Source organism: Stagnimonas aquatica, from assembly GCF_003730135.1.
Classification (GTDB): Bacteria; Pseudomonadota; Gammaproteobacteria; order Nevskiales; family Nevskiaceae; genus Stagnimonas; species Stagnimonas aquatica.
Map to the genome: position 1 here is coordinate 64,657 of NZ_RJVO01000004.1, position 17,736 is coordinate 82,392.

A 17,736-nucleotide genomic window follows, 5' to 3' on the forward strand; every position below is an offset into this window, starting at 1 on the left:
CCGCCCTTTAGAGTGCTCCCATGAAGTTCGTTGACGAAGCCACCATTCACGTTCAAGCCGGCGACGGCGGCAACGGCTGCGTCAGCTTCCGGCGCGAGAAGGCGATTCCGTTCGGCGGCCCGGATGGTGGTGACGGCGGTGATGGCGGCAGCATTCACGCGGTCGCAGACATCAATCTCAATACCCTGGCGGACTTCCGCTTCACCCGCAGCTTCAAGGCCAAGCGCGGCGAGAACGGCTCCAGCGCCAACTGCCGTGGCGCGGGTGGGGAAGATCTCGAGATTCCGATGCCGCTCGGCACCCGCATTGTCGATGTCGAAACCCAGGAGTTGATCGGCGAGCTGACGCGCGACGGCCAGCGGGTCAAGCTGGCGCAGGGCGGCTTCCACGGGCTGGGCAATACCCGTTTCAAGTCGTCGATCAATCGCTCGCCCCGGCAGTCCACCCCTGGCTCGCCCGGCGAGCAGCGCGAGCTGGCGCTGGAGCTGTCGCTGATGGGCGACGTTGGCCTGTTGGGCCTGCCCAATGCCGGCAAGTCGACCTTGCTGTCCTCGGCCTCGGCGGCACGTCCCAAGATCGCCGATTACCCCTTCACCACGCTCTATCCGCAGCCGGGCGTGGTCAGTTGTGGCCTGGGCCGCAGCTTTGTGATGATGGATATTCCGGGGTTGATCGAAGGGGCCGCCAGCGGTGCCGGTCTGGGCATCCGTTTTCTCAAGCATCTTCAGCGCACCCGCTTGCTGCTGCATCTGGTCGATGTCAATCCGCCGGACGGCGGCGACATCGTCAGTCATATCAAGACCATCCGTGCGGAACTGAAGGAATTCGGTGAGGCGCTGGACGAGCGCGAGCAGTGGCTGGTGTTCAACAAGGCCGACACCCTAGCGCCTGAGGAACTCGACGCGCTGGTGAAGAAAAGCCTGCGCCGCCTGCGTTTCAAGGGCCGCCATTTCGTCATTTCCGCCGCCACCCGGGCGGGCGTCGCCGAGCTGTGCGAGGCCGCCATGCAGTGGGTGGAGTCCAACCGTGCCGCCCAGGCTGCGGCGGCGAACGAATCCGATGAATCGTCAGACACTCCCGAATAGCCGTCGCTGGGTCATCAAGGTTGGCAGCTCCCTGGTCACTGCCAAGGGGCAGGGCTTGGATCGTGTCGCCATCGCCGACTGGTGTGCGCAGATCGCGGCGCTGCGGGCCGAGGGCCGGCAGATCGTCCTGGTTTCCTCCGGCGCGGTGGCCGAGGGCATGGCGCGGCTGGGCCTCAAGAAGCGGCCGGCGCTGCTGCACGAGCTGCAAGCCACGGCGGCAGTGGGGCAGATGGGGCTGGTGCGCGCCTATGAAGCCGAGTTCGAGAAGCACGGCCTGCGCGCGGCGCAGATCCTGCTGACCCACGAAGATGTCGCCGACCGTGGCCGTTATCTCAACGCCCGTGGCACCTTCAACACTCTGCTGGATTTCGGCGTGGTGCCGGTGGTCAACGAAAACGACACCGTCTCTACCGACGAGATCCGCCTGGGCGACAACGACACCCTGGGTGCGCTTACCGTCAATCTGATCCAGGCCGACTTGCTGGTGATCCTCACCGACCAGGACGGCCTGTTCGATAGCGATCCGCGCAGCAATCCGGACGCCAAGCTGGTGTCGGAGGCCGATCTCGCCGATGCCCGTCTGGTCGGCATGGCCGGCGACAGCAAGGGTGTGCTCGGGCGTGGCGGCATGCGCACCAAGCTCAATGCCGCCTACACCGCCGCGCGCAGCGGTGGTGCCACGGTAATCGCCCACGGCCGTGAGCCGGACGCGCTGCTGCGCATTGCCCGTGGCGAGGCCCTGGGCACGCTGCTGAAGCCGGCGGAAGCACCGATGGCGGCGCGCAAGCGCTGGATCGCCGGGCAGATGCAGGTACGCGGCCGCTTGCACCTCGATGCCGGCGCGGCACGGGTGGTGCGGGAGCAGGGCAAGAGCCTGCTGCCGGTCGGTGTACGTCGCATCGAGGGCGAGTTCGAGCGCGGCGATCTGGTGTCCTGCCTCGACCCGGAAGGGCGCGAGATCGCCCGTGGTCTCTCCAACTACGGCGCTGGCGAGGCGGGCAAGATTCTCGGCGCCAAGAGCGAGGAAGTGCTGACCCGCCTGGGCGTGCTCGCCGAGCCGGAGCTGGTGCATCGCGACAATCTGATCCTGGTCTGAATCAGGGCGAGGCCCAGCGCGCTGGGCCCGAGATCGCTGGATCGCGCACAAACAAAAACGCCGGCACTAGGCCGGCGTTTTGCGCTGCGGTGGCGTCTTAGGCCAGCGCGAGGATGTGCGCCTGCAGGCGGCTCTTGTGGCGAGCGGCCTTGTTCTTGTGGATCAGGCCACGGTTGGCGTAGCGGTCGAGCACCGGCACCATCTCGGCGTAGGCGGCGACGGCGCCGGCCTTGTCCTTGGCAGCGACGGCCTTCACGACCTTCTTGATCGTGGTGCGCACCATGGAACGCTGCGCGGTGTTGCGGGCGCGGTTGTTCTCGGACTGGCGGGCGCGCTTTTTGGCAGAGGCGATATTGGCCAAGGGTCAAGCTCCTGAAGATCGTTCGCGTCCTGTGGACGGTGCGAAGCGATTAGAATCGTGGAAAAAAGGGCGCAAAGTATGTTGTGCGATCCCTAGTCTGTCAACGGTTGCCCTGTCAATGTCGCCCACCGCCTGTCGTCTCCCCGGTTCGCCGCACCATGTCTGAACTTGAAACCCCAGGGCCAGGGCCTGTTGCCAAGAGCGCCGCCTCTTTGGGGCGCTCCACCAGCATCGTCGGGGCGATGACCCTGTTGTCGCGGGTACTCGGCTTCGTGCGCGAGATCATGCTCGCCACCGCCTTCGGCGCCGGCGCGGCGATGGACGCCTTCCTGGTCGCCCTGCAAATCCCCAACTTCGGTCGCCGGATGTTCGCCGAGGGCGCCTTCTCCCAGGCATTCGTGCCGGTCTTCACCGAGACCAAGACCACCCAGAACCACGCCGCCGCCCGCGATTTGGTCGCCGTGGTCGGCGGCACTCTGGGCGGGGTGCTGAGCCTGATCACCCTGATCGGCTGTCTGGCAGCCCCGGTGCTGGTCTGGCTGTTCGCCTCCGGCTTCGCCGCCGAGCCGGTCAAGCAGGCCCTGGCCGGCGAACTGCTGCGCTGGACCTTTCCCTACCTGATGTTCATCTCGCTGACCTCGATGGCCGGCGGCGTGCTCAACGCCTACGGGCGCTTCGCGGTGCCGGCGTTCACGCCGGTGATCCTCAACCTCTGCCTGATCGGCAGTGCCTTCGTCGATGGCGGCTCGGTGCAGGTGCTGGCCTATGCGGTGTTCCTGGCCGGCGTGCTGCAATTCGCCTTCCAGTTGCCCTCGCTGTGGAAGCTGCGCCTGCTGCCACGGCCGCGCTGGGGCTGGCGCGACGGTCGGGTGCGCCACATCGTCGAGCTGATGGTGCCGGTGCTGATCGGCTCCTCCATTGCCCAGGTCAGCCTGCTCATCAACTCCAATCTTTCCACGCATTTTGGCGACGGCTCGGTGAGCTGGCTGTACTACGCCAACCGGCTGATGGAGTTCCCACTCGGCATCTTCAGCATCGCCGTCGGCACCGCTATCCTGCCGACGCTCTCTGCCCAGCACGCGGTCGCCCAGGGCCGGCAGTTTTCATCGACGCTGGACTGGGGCCTGCGCACCATCCTGATCATCGGTCTGCCGGCGGCGGCCGGCATGCTGCTGCTGGCCGGCCCGCTGGTCGCCAGCATCTACGGCCACGGCCGCTTCGGCGCCGAGGATGTGCGCATGACCACCTATGCGCTCTGGGCCTACGGCGCCGGCTTCATGGGCTTCTCGCTGATCAAGGTGCTGGTGCCGGGCTTCTACGCCCGCCAGGAGACCAGGCTGCCGGTGCGTTTCGCGATCATCGCGCTGATCGTCGGCATGGCCTTCAGCCTCGGCGTGTTCCTGCTCGACAACGTCCGCCCGCTGCCGGCCGCGCACGTCGGCCTGGCGATCTCGACGACGCTGACCGCCTGGGTCAATGCCGGCCTGCTGTACCGCCGCCTGCGCCGCGACGGCATCTACACGCCGGGTGCCGGCTGGCTGGGCTTCGCGCTGCGCATCGCGGCGGCGACGGCGGCGATGGCCGCAGTGGTCTGGTACTTCGCCGGTCCCATCGAGCTGTGGCTGAGCCTGGACGCCGCCCATCGTGGCCTGCGCCTGCTGCTGGTCATCGTCGCCGCGATGCTGGCCTATTTCGGCGTCTTGATCGCGCTCGGCCTGCGGCCGCGTGACCTACGGCCCCGGCGCGGCTAAGCGGCTAAAATTGCCACCCTTTTCGAGTGGCCTGTCATGGAGCTGATCCGCGGACTGCACAACCTGAACCGGTCTCACCGGGGCTCGGTGCTGTCCATCGGCAACTACGACGGCGTGCATCGGGGGCACCAGGCGCTGCTGAGTCGTCTGCGCGAGCACTCCGCCGAGCTGGGCCTGCCCAGCACCGTGCTGGTGTTCGAGCCGACTCCGCGCGAGTATTTCGCCCCGGCCGATGCGCCGCCACGGGTGCTGACCCTGCGCGACAAGCTCACGGCCCTCGCCGCGCAGGGCGTGCAGCGGGTTCTGATCGTCCGTTTCGACCGCCGGCTGGCGGCGCTCTCGGCGGAAGCCTTTGTCCGTGAGGTGATCGTCGAGGCGCTGGGCACACGGGCGCTGGTGGTCGGCGACGACTTCCGCTTCGGCGCCCGCCGCAGCGGTGATTTCGCGCTGCTGCAAAACCTCGGGCAGAGCCTGGGTTACCGCGCCGAGCAACTCGACACCCTGCACGTCAGCGGCTGCCGTTGCAGCTCCACCGCGCTGCGCGGCCTGCTGGCCGACGCCAGGCTGGACGAGGCGGCCGAGCTGTTGGGGCGGCCCTACGCGATCAGCGGCCCGGTGCGTCACGGCCTCAAGCTGGGTCGCCAACTGGACATGCCCACCGCCAATCTCGCCCTGCGCCGGCCGCCGCCGCTGCCCCTGGGTGTCTACGCGGTGCGCGTGCGACTCGCGGGCTCCGAGACGCACTGGACCGGAGTCGCCAGTCTGGGTGTGCGGCCGACCCTGGGCCTGAAGCGCTGCCTGCTGGAAACCCATCTGTTCGGCCAGCCGGGCGACATCTACGGCCGTCTGCTGAGCGTCGAGTTCCAGCGCTACCTGCGGCCGGAGCTGCGCTTCGCTAGTCTCGATGCCCTCAAGACCCAGATGCACCTCGATGCCGAGGACGCCAAAGCCGGTTTCGCCACCGCGAGCCGGTTCCCCGAAGAACCCGCCTACTAGCTGAGCTTGCCGTGGCCGACGATTCAAACAAGTACAAAGACAGCATCCACCTGCCGCAGACGGATTTCCCGATGCAGGCCAACCTCGCCAAGCGCGAACCGGAGATGCTGGCGCGCTGGGAGGCCGAGCAGACCTATGCGGCGGTGATGCAGGCAGGCGAGGGCAAGCCGGAGTTCCGCTTCGTCGATGGCCCGCCCTACGCCAATGGCGACATCCACATCGGCCATGCGGTCAACAAGGTGCTCAAGGACATGGTGGTCAAGGCCGCGCGCCTCGATGGCTACCAGGCGCCGTTCGTGCCGGGCTGGGACTGCCACGGCCTGCCGATCGAACTCCAGGTCGAGAAGAAGTTCGGCAAGGTCGGCGAGAAGCTTTCCGCCGCCGAGTTCCGCGCCAAGTGCCGCGAGTACGCCGCCGAGCAGGTCGAGCGCCAGCGCGTGGACTTCAAGCGCCTGGGCATTCTCGGCGACTGGGAGCGGCCCTATCTCACCATGCAGCCCGGCTTCGAGGCCGAGCAGTTGCGGGTGCTGTCGCGCATCTGCGCGCGCGGCCATGTGGTGCGCGGCTTCAAGCCGGTGCACTGGTGTCTGGATTGCGGCTCCTCGCTGGCCGAGGCCGAGGTGGAGTATCAGGACAAGCAGTCCTCCGCCATCGACGTCGCCTTCGTGGCGGTGGACGGCGCCGACCTCGGCGCCCGCTTCGGCGGCGTCGATGCTGGCGGCGCCGGCTTCGTGATCTGGACCACCACGCCCTGGACGCTACCTGCCAACCAGGCGATCAGCGTCAACGCCGAACTCGACTACGCCCTCGTGCAGCTCGGCGCCCGCAAGCTGGTGCTGGCCGCCGGCCTGGTCGAAGGCGTGTGCAAGCGCCTGGGCGGTGAGGGCCAGATATTGGCGACGGCAAAGGGCAAGGCGCTGGAAGGCGCGAAGGCCCAGCATCCCTTCGCCGAGCGCGTCGTGCCGATCATCTGCGGCGAACACGTCACCCTGGACGCCGGCACCGGCCTGGTTCACACCGCGCCGGCGCACGGCGTCGAGGACTACGGCGTCGGCAAGCTCTATGGTCTTCCGGTCGATAATCCGGTGGGCAGCAATGGCGTGTTCATCGCCGGCACGCCGCTGGTGGCCGGCCTGCATGCACGCAAGGCCGAGGAGCCCATCCTCGCGGCTCTGGAGGCCAGCGGCGCGCTGTTGCACAAGGCGACGATCACGCACAGCTATCCGCACTGCTGGCGCCACAAGACGCCGCTGATTTTCCGCGCGACGCCGCAGTGGTTCATCAGCATGGACAAGGAAGGCCTGCGCGCGCAGGCCTTGTCGGAGATCGCCGCCACCCAATGGATTCCTGGTTGGGGCGAGGACCGTATCGCCGGCATGATCCGCGACCGGCCCGACTGGTGCATCTCCCGCCAGCGCTACTGGGGCGTGCCACTGGCGGTGTTCGTGCATCGCGAGACCCAGACCCTGCATCCGGACACGCCGGCCCTGCTGCTGCGCGTCGCCGATGCTGTGCAGGAGCGCGGCCTGGAAGCCTGGTTCGGCAGCAGTCCCGCAGACTGGGGCGTCGATGAGGCTGCCTACGAGAAGGGCAGCGACACACTCGATGTCTGGTTCGACTCCGGCGTGGTGTTCCCGGCCAGCTTTGTCGCCAACGGCCAATCCACGCCGGACAAGGCCGACATCTATCTCGAAGGCTCCGACCAGCATCGCGGCTGGTTCCATAGCTCGCTGCTCACCCGCGTCGCCACCGACGACAAGGCGCCCTACAAGAGCGTGCTCACCCACGGGTTCACGGTGGACGAGCAGGGCCGCAAGATGAGCAAGTCGCTGGGCAATGTGGTGGCGCCGCAGAAGGTGATCAGCACCCTCGGTGCCGACGTGCTGCGACTGTGGGTGTCCAGCGCCGACTACTCCGGCGAGATCGCGATCTCCGACAACCTTCTGAAGCGCACCGCCGATGCCTACCGGCGTATCCGCAACACTGCGCGCTATCTGCTCGGCAGTCTGCACGGTTTCGATCCGGCCACCGATGCCGTGGCCCCGGCCGAGATGGTGGCGGTGGATCGCTGGGCGATCAGCGAGGCGGCGCGCGTGCAGGCCGAGCTGAAGTCGGCCTACGGCGACCGCGAGTTCCACCGCGTCTACCACGCCTTGCACAACTACTGCGTCAACGATCTGGGCGGGCTCTATCTCGACCTGCTCAAGGACCGACTCTATACGCTGCCGGAGAAGTCGCTGGCGCGCCGCTCGGCGCAGACCGCGCTCTGGCATATCGCCGAGGGCCTGGTGCGCTGGATCGCGCCGATTCTCTCGTTCACCGCCGATGAGATCTGGCGCCTGCTGCCGGGAGACCGCTCGCAGAGTGTGTTTGCGCAGGGGTGGTGGAGCTTCCCGGCGGTAAGCGTGGCCGAGCTGGATTGGTCCGGCCTGCTGGCCGCCCGCGATGCCGTGCGCAAAGAGCTGGAAGGCCTGCGCATCGCTGGCACCATCGGCGCCTCCTTGCAGGCCGAGGTCGTCGTGCAAACGGAAGGCACGAGCCTGGAAGCCTTGCGGCAAGTGGAGCCGGAACTGCGCTTCTGGTTGCAGACCTCAGCGGTGCGTGTTGAGCCGGGGAGTGGCGGTGCCTTGAAGGTGCTGGCGCGGCCATCCACGCATGGCAAGTGCGACCGCTGCTGGCACTACCGCGAAGACGTCGGCCAGCACCCCGGCCACGAGACCATCTGCGGCCGCTGCGTGTCCAATATCGAAGGTCCGGGCGAAACCCGGCGCTGGTTCTGAGCGGAGTGACCATCCCCATGCGCAACAACGCCGCCTGGCTTGGGCTCTCGGCCCTGGTCATCTTCCTGGACCAGCTCAGCAAGTGGTGGATCGAGGCCAACCTGGCCCACTACGGCGTCATTCCAGTGATTCCGCACTTCAACATCGTGCACCTGCGCAACACTGGTGCGGCGTTCTCGATGTTCAACCAGGCGCCGTCGCTGGCCTTCATCGGCCTCGCGGCGGCGGTCAGCGCTGGCATCCTCGCCTGGCTGCGCAAGCACCCGCGCGGCGAGACGCTGACCGCCATCGGGCTCTGTCTGATCCTCGGCGGTGCCATCGGCAACGTCATCGACCGCGTGCGTCTGGGCCATGTCACCGATTTTCTCGACTTCTACTGGGGCAGCTGGCACTTCGCTGCCTTCAATGTCGCCGACATGGCGATCTCGGTCGGTGCCGGCTTCCTGATTCTGGAAATGCTGCTGGAATGGAAACGCGGCGGGCCGCGCAAGGAGCTGTAGGCATGGACATCCTGCTCGCCAATCCGCGCGGCTTCTGCGCCGGTGTCGACCGCGCCATCGAGATCGTCGAGCGCGCGCTCGACAGTCTCGGCGCGCCGATCTATGTGCGGCACGAGGTGGTGCACAACCGCTTCGTGGTCGAGAACCTGCGCGCCAAGGGCGCGGTGTTCGTCGAGGAAGTGGACGAGATTCCGGAAGGGGCGACGTGCATTTTCTCCGCCCACGGAGTGGCCCGGTCCGTGGTCGAGCGCGCCCGCCAGCGTGGCCTGACGGTATTCGACGCCACCTGCCCGCTGGTGACCAAGGTGCATATCGAAGTGAAGCGCTACGCCCGCGAGAAGCGCGAGGTGGTGCTGATCGGCCACGAAGGGCACCCGGAGGTCGAGGGCACCATGGGCCAGTTCGATGTCAGCCTGGGCGGGGCGATCTACCTGGTGGAGACGCCCGAAGACGTGCAGCGCCTGTCGGTGAACAATCCGGCGCACATGGCCTATGTCACCCAGACCACGCTGTCGATGGACGACACCGCCAAGGTCATCGACGCCCTGCGCCAGCGTTTCCCGCTGATCCTCGGGCCGCGCAAGGACGACATCTGCTACGCCACCACCAATCGCCAGGATGCGGTGAAGCAGCTGGCCGCGCAGTGTGACGCGCTGCTGGTGGTGGGCTCGAAGAATTCCTCCAACTCCAACCGCCTGCGCGAGCTTTCGGAGCTGATGGGCACGCCGGCCTATCTGATCGACGGCGCCGGCGACATCGACCCGGCCTGGGTCAGCGACAAGACCCGGGTTGGTGTTACCGCCGGTGCCAGCGCGCCGGAGATCCTGGTCCAGCAGGTGGTGGAGCGCCTCCGCGAGCTGGGCGGCAAGACCGCCAGCGAACTGGAGGGCCGCGAAGAGCACATCGTGTTTTCACTGCCGCCGGCACTGCGCCGCGCGGTGCGGAAAACCGCCGCCTGAGTACGCCTCCGTAGCGCGATTAGCGCTGCCAGCAGCTGTCGGCGCCGCCGGTGGCGCCGCGGTCGCCGTTGGAGCCGATGCACAGGGTGCCGCAGGTCTGGTCGATGCGGCTGGCGTAGGGCACGGCGCGGATCGCATAGCTGCGGGCATTCGGAGTTCCAGTCAGCGCCGAGCAGTTTCCGAGTCCCCCCGAAGTTGGCAGGGCCGTCAGGCTCAGCGTGTACAGCGCGCCGGTGCTGCTGGCGCTGATGCTGCCTTGCGAGTTCAGATAGGTGCTGCCGCTGGAGTTGTAGCCGAGCGCGGCCAGGCTGCTGGCATAGCCCTTGTGGTCGGTGGCATAGCTTTCCTGCCGGCTGGCGATCTCGCTGAGCGCGGTCTTGGCGACCGTGCGGTTGGTGCGCTCCACATAGCCACGGTAGCTGGGCAGGGCGATGGCGGTGAGGATGCCGAGCACCGCGAAGGCGATCAGGAGTTCGGTCAGGCTGAAACCTCGGGAGCGGCGCATGGCGGTCCTGTTCGTGGGCATTTGGGGGGCTGTGATCAGTTCTCGCCGAGCCGTTCGCGCCAGGAGGCGCGCAAGCGCGGCGGTACCGCCTGCTGTTGCAGTTCGCCGCTCACCGCCTGGGTCGAGTTGCTGACGGCAGTCAGCTCTCCGGGCAGGCCGCCGGCCGGCAGCAGGCTGGCGCGGTCGGTTCCCAGCTGGTTGATGGCTGGCTTCGGCTTGGAATTGCGCAGGGCGATGTTGTACAGCCGGCCGCTGCCTTCCAGCGGCACGCAGCTGGCGTCGTCGGGCTGCGGCGGCACGTAGGTCGAGAAGCTGGTGACGCCGCCGATGGTTAGCGGTGCGGAGAACGCCTTCTCGCCCGAGCTGCCAAGCTGGAAGCGATAGCCTGGGCTCAGCAGATCGAGATCACGGCAGCTGCTGCTGGAGGCGCTCTGGCTGGCGCAGGCGTTGGTCTGGTCGGTGAAGGCGCTGTGGCGTGCGCCGCTCAGCTGCGACTCCTGGGTCTTGATCTCGTCGCTGGTCTTGCCGCTGACCACGTCGGTGTCGCGGTAGGCGTAGAACCAGTTCTGGGTGGTGGTGTTGAGCGGGTCTTCGCGGTCGCCGGTGGCGAACAGCACCACGTCGTAGTCGCTGCCGCCGCTCTGGCGGTTGCGCACCGGCACGTAGTCGGGGGCACCGAAGATGCGGCGGTCGCTCGCCAGGCTCGGACTGCTCTCGGCGTGACGACCGACGCTGGCCAGCGGGGTCAGCGTCCAGGCGCTGCGGTCGGCGCCCGGGAAATCGGCGCGCCACAGTCGGCCGCCAGTGTCGCCAACGTAGAGACGGTCGATGTAGCCGTCGTTGTTGGTGTCGAGCGCGGTGACGTCGCTCGGGATGCTGTCCACCAGCAGGGGGTGCCCGTAGCGCAGGCTGCCCGCCGTGTAGCCGACGCTGTCGGCGCGGCCGGCGCGCCAGAGCAGGGCGCCGGTTTCGGCGTCGACGATGAACAACGCGTTGCCACGCGCGCTGCTGGCGTTGCCATCGTCCTTGCCGACCCGCTCGCTGGCGACGCTGTTGCGGGAATTGTTGAGGTCCTTGCCGATCTTGGTGCCCGCACTGTTGCGGCCGCCGTTGTAGCCGCCGCCGAAGATCAGCACCGATTTCGACACCACATCGCCGGTGGTGGCCGGGTTGCCGTCGGCGTCGATCCGCATGCGTCCGAGCTGCGGCGTGGAATAGGCCAGGCCCAGCTCCGCGTACTGCGACTCGGTGCCGGCGACGATGCCGCTGGTGCAGGCGCGGCGCAGTCCCTCGGGGCCGATCGACCAGAGCAGGCGCGCGCCGCCGCCGCCGTTGCAGGGATTGCTGTCTGCCGCCGGCGCATCCGGGTCGGTGATGTCCATGGCGTAGTACTGGCTGCCACCGCGCCGCAGGCCGAAGAACAGCAGCACCCGGTCCTCGCTGTTGTCGCCGATGGTGCCGAGCTTGCCACCGCTGCTGGCGGCCCGGTCGCGGATCAGCACCACCGGCGAGCCGTCGACGCCGTAGGGCAGGTTGGCGCCGGCCTGGTTCTCGCGCAGCAGCTTGAGCTGACTCATCACCGCCTGTGGCATGAAGCCCCAGCTCTCGATGCCGGTGTCGTCGCGCACCATGCGCAGATAGCCGTCGCCGGAGCCGAACAGCACCCGGATGTCGTCGCTGCTGCCGCCGCCGCGCTTGCCGTAGTTGACCGCCAGCGGCCGCGAGTGCAGCAGCGGGCCCATCAGCCAGGGTCGGCCGCTGATGCCGGCATTGCTGGGCGAAGTTCCTGGGCCGCTGCCCTTGGGCGCGGTCTGGGTGCCGACGTCATAGCCGCGTGCGTAGAGCAGCAGCTCGCGGGTGACGGTATCGACGCTGCGGCTGCTGCTGGTGCCGCAGGACAGCGTGCAGGCATTGAGCGTGTTGCTGCAGTTGCTGGCGCAGCTGCTGGCGTTGCTGCTGCAGCTATTGGTACAGCTACTGGCGGTGCTGCTGCAGCCGCTGCTGCAACTGCTGTAGTTGCTGCTGCACTGGGCGGCGGCGTTGTTGTAGGTGCTGGTGCAGCTAGCGAGGCTGTTGTTGTAGGTGGTGGTGCAGGCGTTGTAGTTGGTGGTGCAGGCGGCCAGGCTGTTGTTGTAGGTGCTGGTGCAGCCGGCGATACCGCTGTTGTAGCTGTTGTTGCAGCTGGTGATGCTGTTGTTGTAGGTGGCGTTACAGCCGGCGGTGTTGTTGTTGTAGGTGGTGGTGCAGGCCGCCATGTTGTTGTTGTAGGTGGTTGCGCAGGCGGCAAGGCAGGAACTGTTGCCCAGCAGACAGCCAACATTGCAGAGAGTCAGGCCGAGACCGGCATTGGTCTGGCACAGGCTCAGCGCGGTGTCGTGCGGCAAGGTGCAGGTGGACTTGGCGGTGTTGGCGGCGGTGGTGCACAGGCTCAGGTTGGTGTCGTACGGCAGCTTGCAGAGTCCCAGCGCGGTGTTGGCATTGGTCTGGCAGAGCGCGATGTTGTTGTTGAGCTGGCAGAGCCCCAGCGCGGTGCTGGCGTTGCTGTTGCAGAGATTGCGGGCGCTGGTGGCGTTGCTGTTGCAGAGGCTCTGGCTGGTACTGCAGTTGAGGTCGCAGCTGCCCTGGTTGCTGTTGCAGAGACTGTTGCAGCTGCTCTGGTTGGTGGAGCACAGGCTGCTGCACAGGTTGGCGTTGCTGTTGCACACCGACTGGCACAGCGAGACTGGCGAGGTATAGGCCTCGGCGCCGGTGGCGCTGGCCAGCTCGGTGCGTACCGCCGCGTCGTCCGGATGCAGTGCCGCGAGCGAGAATTTGTTGCCTGCGCTCGGCGAGGCATAGGAGTCGTAGAACAGCCGGCGCGCGGTATTGCTGCTGACGGCGCCATTGCTGCGGCCTGGACTGCCACCGCCATTGAACTGGTAGCCGGGGATCTTCTGACCGGCGCCACCCAGCGTGGTGACCCGTCCGTCGGTGGCCCGGCCGCCCAGCTTGCTGGGGTCGGTCCAGTAGCTTAGCGCGCTGTTCTGGAGACGGCCGTCGCTGGCGAAGGCGAGCTGGCCATTGGCGTCGTAGTACTTGAACTGGCCGCTGCCATCGGTCTTCAGCCGCAGCCGCTTGAGGTTGCCGGCCCAGGTCGGCTTCTTGTCCGGATTCGGGCGGAACTCGGCTACGTAGGCGCCCTCGGCGAGACCGGTGGCGCTGGTCGAGCTGCTGCTCACACTGGTCGATAGCAGTGAGGCGTCGATACTCAGCACCTGATTGACCACCGAGCCGGCGATGCCCTGGCCGCGCCCGGCGAGACCCAGCAGGTTGGTGTAGGTGGTGACGTTGTAGCCCAGGTTCTTGAGCGCGCTGAGGTCGGCGAGGTTGCCGATGCTGTCCTGCACCAGGAAGTAGGAATTGATCTTGCGGCGGTCGCCGGCGTTGCCGTAGATGAAGCCGTCGGTGGCGGCGGAGTCGACCACCTCCGCCAGGCTCAGCTGGCCATCGCCGTTGCGGTCGGCGAGCGGGAACAGACGCTTGAGGTCGGCGTCGGAATCGTCCTGCTTGTCGGGCGCGGTCAGCTGCACGTGCAGCATGTTGATGGTGCAGGCCTTGGGGTAATCCTTGAGCGCGCCCTTGTAGGCCTTGTAGCCGGCGCTGTCGGTGGTTTCCAGGCCGGTGTCGCGCACCAGCAGGCCGTTGAGCAGGTTGTCGTTGGCGCTCAGCGGCGCATTGAAGATGCGGTCGCCGCGCAGATAGCGCGCCAGCTCCACATAGGCTTCCTTAGTCTGGTAGGGCGCGCCGGAGATCAGATTGCCCGAGGTGGCGCCGCCGGTCAGCAGATTGCCGACGACGTTGAGCACCTGTGGCACCAGCTTGGTGAGCAGGTCGGTGACATTGACCAGATTGATCAGGCCGAGGAAGAAATAGGCGCCGTTGCTGCAACCGGGGGTGGTCTGCCGTTCGCCGGGCAGGCTGGCGAGATCGGCGAAGGCACAGGGGCCGCCAAGCGGGCCCTGGTTGCCGTGGAACAGCATCAGCGCCACCCGGGTGTTGAGCAGCGGCTCCAGCACCGACTGGAGCGCCACGAACAGCGCCAGCGCCGGATTGTTGGCGAGGTTGAGCGGATTCAGCGGCCCGAGCACCGAGCTGAGCGTGGCATTGATGGTGCCGATCAGCACGCCGACCACATTGCCCAGCAGTACCTGGATCAGCGGCGGTGCGTTGTCGAGGATCGACAGCGTGGTATTGCCCAGATCGCCCAGCAGGCCGAGCGGGTCCAGGCCCAGCAGCAGTGGCAGCGGCACGCCGAGGATGTTGAACAGCTGCTGGAAGGTCAGCAGCTGGCGCAGGGCGATGCAGTCCGGCTCGTTGGACAGCAGCACATTGCTGCACACCAGCGAGTTGAGATTGAGCAGGTTGAGATCGAGCACCAGCACGGTTAGCGGCGCCTGGTTGCTCGGCACCGTTTGATTGGCGTAGATGTCGATGTCGTCGGCGCGCGCCAGATTGCTGATGCCGACGATGAGCGCCAGCAGGGCGCTGCCCAGTCCCAGGCGCAACTGGCGCAACAGCCGGGAACCACTGCGGGAGCGCTTATTCATAGGTCACCCCGGCTGGCTTGCTGTGTAGGATCAGCACCGACTCCACGACTTCGGCGGCGCTACGGCCCTCGGCGGAGCGATCAATGCCGCCGGTGATCGAGTAGCGGGCAAAATCGTACTGCCGCGCGCTGGTCTGCGCCTCGCGCATGACGTTGACCGACACGAACAGCGGCAGTACGCGGCGCACTTCGGCATAGCCGTAAGCGAGGGCGTCGGCGCTGCTGTTGCTGCTGTCGAGCGGGATCTTGTTGTCGGCCGATGCGCAGCTGAACAGCGCCGCTGCGGCGCCGCCGGTGGGCAGGTAGCAGCTGCGGAAATCCGGGTTGTAGTCCACCGGCGTGTTGCTGCTGTTGCTGGCGACGGTTTCCAGCAGGGATTCGGCGGCCTGGACGGCATTGGTACGGCTCTCGGCGTTGCTAGCCAGCCGCAGCTGGGTCTGGGTGCTGCGCACCGCCGCGATCCCCAGCAGGGTCAGCACCACCAGCAGGACCAGCGCCACCGCGAGGGCCGCGCCGCGCTCCAGGGGTTGGGCGGGGAGGGGGCGGTTCATCGCGACACCAGGTTCTTGAGCTGCACGGTGGTGGTGAAGGCGCGTCGCAGCACCCCGGTGGTGGTGAAGGTGGCATCGTCGGCGGAACGGTAGTCGGCGAGTACGTACTCCTTCAACGCATCGCTGGACTGCACCCGCTGCTCGCTGGCCCGCACCAGCAGATGGATGCGCGCGCTGCGCGCCAGCAAGAGCTCGGCAGCAGTGGGTGCGGCGAGGTAGCGGTCGACCAGATCGTCGCCGTCGCTGTCGATGCCCCATTCGATCTGCAGGTTCTCGACGCCGTAGGCCAGACACTCCTGCTCCATGCGCGGCGTCGTACCCTGGTCGTTGAGCACGTAGCGGCACAGGGTAGGCACCTTGATGTCGCCGCTGACGTCGTGCACGAAGTAGATGCGCGGCACGTAGGCGTACACCTGCACTGGCTGTTCCTGCGGCGGACAGCCGCCGGAGACGCCACTGTCGCTGGCGGGGCAGTCGCTCGGATCTCCCAGGTTGACGCTGGCGCTGGCGGCGCGGAACAGCGCGCCGCTGCTCTGGTTGGTCTTTACGTAGTAGCGGCCAGCCGTCAGCGACAGGCTGGTGGCGGTGGGTTGGTCGAGCGCGATTGCCGAGGCGCCCGAGACCCTTCGCACCATCAGTACATCGGTGTTGGCCTGCACCGCCGTCAGGCAGCGGAAGCGGCTGGCCAGGCTGGCGGCGTCGAGATGGTTGCGGAACTCCAGCGGCAGCGAGGGCTCCAGCAGCCAGCGGCTATCGCTGGCCGCCGCCGATGGGCCGCAGTCATTGGCGCGGACGGCCGCCGCCGCCGCGCTGGAAACCAGCAGGTCGCGCGCCGCATCCGGTGGCCGGACGCCGCCCCAGTAGCCGGCCATCGCCAGATCGCGGGACAGGTTGTCCATCGCAAAGCGGGCGTTGTCCTGCAGGGCGGTGATGGCGTCGTTCTGGCGGTAGTTCTGACTGTTGGCGATGAACACGCCGATCATCACCGCCAGCGCGATCAGGCCGAGGGTGACGGCGATCAGCAGCTCCACCAGGGTCAAGCCGCTCTGGCGCTGGCGCGACGGGGGCAGGCTGCGGCTCAGGGGCATGGGCCGGCTCCAAGGTTGACCTGGAGCACCAGCACCCGGCGGTAGCTGGTCTGGTCGCCGCTGTTCCACTCGTAGTCGGCGCGGGTCTGGCCACAGCTGTTGTTGGTCGGGTCGTCGGCGTGGTCGCTGTCGCCCTGGCGGATGCGGGTCATGCCGCGCCAGGCGACCGCGATGGTGGCCTGGCAGCTGCCGGCGCTGCGCAGGATGCAACCGGTGGGCGAGCGCAGGCCGCCGGCATTGCTGCGGCTGGCGGTGCTGCCGCTGCCTTCGACGATCCGCTCGCTGGCACCGTCCAGGCTCTGCCACCACTGCCAGAGATCGAAGGCCGCGAGCTGCGGGCCGGTGCAGGGGGCGTCCGCCGTGCAGGTCTGCTCGGCAGGCAGGGCGTCGGCGCTGACCGTCACCGTGCCGTTGGGGGCGTAGCTGGCCAGGTTGCCGGCGTTGCCGCGCAGACGCTCGACCAGATCCTGAGCCAGGATGTTGGCGCTGCCACGCTGGATGGCGTCGAAGGCGGCCTTCTTGGACATCGCCTGCAGGGCGGCGGCCGACAACAGGCCGACCGCGATGATGAACACCGTGATCAGCACCTCGATCAGGGTGTAGCCGCGCAGACGGCGGCCTGGGCTCAGCTGCATGTCTCGGACTCTTCCAGGCTGATGCCGCCGCTGCGGCTCAGGCGCACCAGCCGGGCCCGGCGGTCCCGGGCGCCTTGTGGCGCGCAGATCGAGAACTGTGCCTCCGCTGTCGCCCGGCCGCCGGAATCGAAGGCGATGCTGCCGCTGGGTGCCTGCTGCAGGCGCAGCTGGTCCGAGACCGGCCGCTGCACGGTGATTGCCTCGATGCCGCCACCGTCCAGATCGACGTAGGTGATCCAGCCGTTGAGCCAGTTGCCGGTGCCGGCACACTTTGGGGTGCTGGCCGCGAGGTCGCGGGCGCAGAGCTTGACCGTGCGGTTGCGGGCGATGGCTTCCGAGCGCGCGCGGTTGAGGCTGATATAGAGCCCGGTGGAGGCCTCGCGCCGGGCGGCACTGACCAGGAACTCGCGGAAGCTGGGCAGCGCCATGCCGGTCAGCAGACCGGCGATGGCCAGCACGACCAGCAGTTCCAGCAAGGTAAAGCCGTTGCCGCGTCCTTTCATGCGTTCGCCGTTATCGTCCTTGCGCCCCCGTTGTGGGCACTTTAATGCACGGATACCGCGCGTCGCCGCGTGCCCACTGGACGCCCCGATGGGCGGAACATGGCGAGGGACAAGAGGTGTCAAAAAAATGACGAACTCCGCTGATTGCCGACCAGGCGGCTCGCTCCTGCGGCCACTCCGAGCGCCCAGCTATCATCTCACCAACGGCCACGGCGTCTGGAACCACGGGCCGTTCCTTGCCCAGGCTTGGCGGCCGTTCAGTGGCGGGGTTGAGTGCGAAGAGCGGTGCGTCTCTCGAAAGTTCGCGCCGTCGTGCTACCTTCTGATATACGAGTTAAGTA

Annotated in this window: 14 protein-coding genes; 7 read left to right on the plus strand and 7 right to left on the minus strand. The window is 67.5% G+C overall.

Annotation, left to right across the window (positions count from 1 at the left end):
* Positions 1-20 precede the first annotated feature (20 nt).
* Both cgtA and proB read left to right on the plus strand, forming a co-directional pair.
* A complete protein-coding gene (gene cgtA, locus ED208_RS09885; RefSeq protein ID WP_123211739.1) occupies positions 21-1,085 on the plus strand; it encodes an Obg family GTPase CgtA in 1,065 nt (354 codons plus the stop codon).
* Positions 1,060-2,181 (plus strand): glutamate 5-kinase, encoded by a 1,122-nt coding sequence (gene proB / locus ED208_RS09890; protein ID WP_123211740.1) that lies wholly within the window; start codon positions 1,060-1,062, stop codon positions 2,179-2,181. The genes cgtA and proB overlap by 26 nt, the downstream gene beginning before the upstream one ends.
* A gap of 97 nt (positions 2,182-2,278) precedes the next feature.
* On the opposite strand, the gene rpsT is transcribed toward proB, so the two are convergent.
* On the minus strand, positions 2,279-2,542 hold the full coding sequence (rpsT, locus tag ED208_RS09895) for a 30S ribosomal protein S20 (protein ID WP_123211741.1): 264 nt from the start codon (positions 2,540-2,542) through the stop codon (positions 2,279-2,281).
* A gap of 158 nt (positions 2,543-2,700) precedes the next feature.
* On the opposite strand from rpsT, the gene murJ reads away from it, so the two are divergent.
* From murJ to ispH, 5 genes are all read left to right on the plus strand, one after another.
* A complete protein-coding gene (gene murJ / locus ED208_RS09900) occupies positions 2,701-4,293 on the plus strand; it encodes a murein biosynthesis integral membrane protein MurJ (RefSeq protein ID WP_123211742.1) in 1,593 nt (530 codons plus the stop codon).
* A 36-nt stretch (positions 4,294-4,329) separates the two neighbouring features.
* Positions 4,330-5,289, plus strand: a complete 960-nt coding sequence (locus ED208_RS09905; protein ID WP_123211743.1) for a bifunctional riboflavin kinase/FAD synthetase — start codon at positions 4,330-4,332, stop codon at positions 5,287-5,289.
* 71 nt (positions 5,290-5,360) lie between these two features.
* Positions 5,361-8,069, plus strand: a complete 2,709-nt coding sequence (gene ileS / locus ED208_RS09910) for an isoleucine--tRNA ligase (protein ID WP_366512221.1) — start codon at positions 5,361-5,363, stop codon at positions 8,067-8,069.
* Between the two features lie 17 nt (positions 8,070-8,086).
* Positions 8,087-8,569 carry a signal peptidase II gene (gene lspA / locus ED208_RS09915; RefSeq protein ID WP_123211745.1) on the plus strand — a complete coding sequence of 161 codons (483 nt, stop codon included), beginning with the start codon at positions 8,087-8,089 and terminating at the stop codon, positions 8,567-8,569.
* A 2-nt stretch (positions 8,570-8,571) separates the two neighbouring features.
* A complete protein-coding gene (ispH, locus tag ED208_RS09920; protein WP_123211746.1) occupies positions 8,572-9,528 on the plus strand; it encodes a 4-hydroxy-3-methylbut-2-enyl diphosphate reductase in 957 nt (318 codons plus the stop codon).
* Positions 9,529-9,547: 19 nt separating this feature from the next.
* On the opposite strand, the gene ED208_RS09925 is transcribed toward ispH, so the two are convergent.
* The 6 genes from ED208_RS09925 to ED208_RS09950 are packed head-to-tail and all read right to left on the minus strand — an operon-like array spanning position 9,548 to position 17,395.
* Complete coding sequence (locus tag ED208_RS09925) at positions 9,548-10,033, minus strand: type IV pilin protein (protein WP_158608499.1); 486 nt, start codon at positions 10,031-10,033, stop codon at positions 9,548-9,550.
* A gap of 35 nt (positions 10,034-10,068) precedes the next feature.
* Positions 10,069-14,619 (minus strand): pilus assembly protein, encoded by a 4,551-nt coding sequence (locus tag ED208_RS09930; protein WP_148044725.1) that lies wholly within the window; start codon positions 14,617-14,619, stop codon positions 10,069-10,071.
* Complete coding sequence (locus ED208_RS09935; RefSeq protein ID WP_123211749.1) at positions 14,612-15,169, minus strand: PilX N-terminal domain-containing pilus assembly protein; 558 nt, start codon at positions 15,167-15,169, stop codon at positions 14,612-14,614. The genes ED208_RS09930 and ED208_RS09935 overlap by 8 nt, the downstream gene beginning before the upstream one ends.
* Positions 15,166-16,257, minus strand: a complete 1,092-nt coding sequence (locus ED208_RS09940) for a PilW family protein (protein ID WP_123211750.1) — start codon at positions 16,255-16,257, stop codon at positions 15,166-15,168. The genes ED208_RS09935 and ED208_RS09940 overlap by 4 nt, the downstream gene beginning before the upstream one ends.
* Positions 16,248-16,892 carry a type IV pilus modification protein PilV gene (gene pilV, locus ED208_RS09945; protein WP_123211751.1) on the minus strand — a complete coding sequence of 215 codons (645 nt, stop codon included), beginning with the start codon at positions 16,890-16,892 and terminating at the stop codon, positions 16,248-16,250. The genes ED208_RS09940 and pilV overlap by 10 nt, the downstream gene beginning before the upstream one ends.
* Positions 16,883-17,395: a GspH/FimT family pseudopilin gene (locus ED208_RS09950; protein ID WP_123211752.1), complete on the minus strand. Its 513-nt coding sequence runs from the start codon at positions 17,393-17,395 to the stop codon at positions 16,883-16,885. Before ED208_RS09950 ends, pilV begins: the two co-directional genes overlap by 10 nt.
* Positions 17,396-17,736 lie beyond the last annotated feature (341 nt).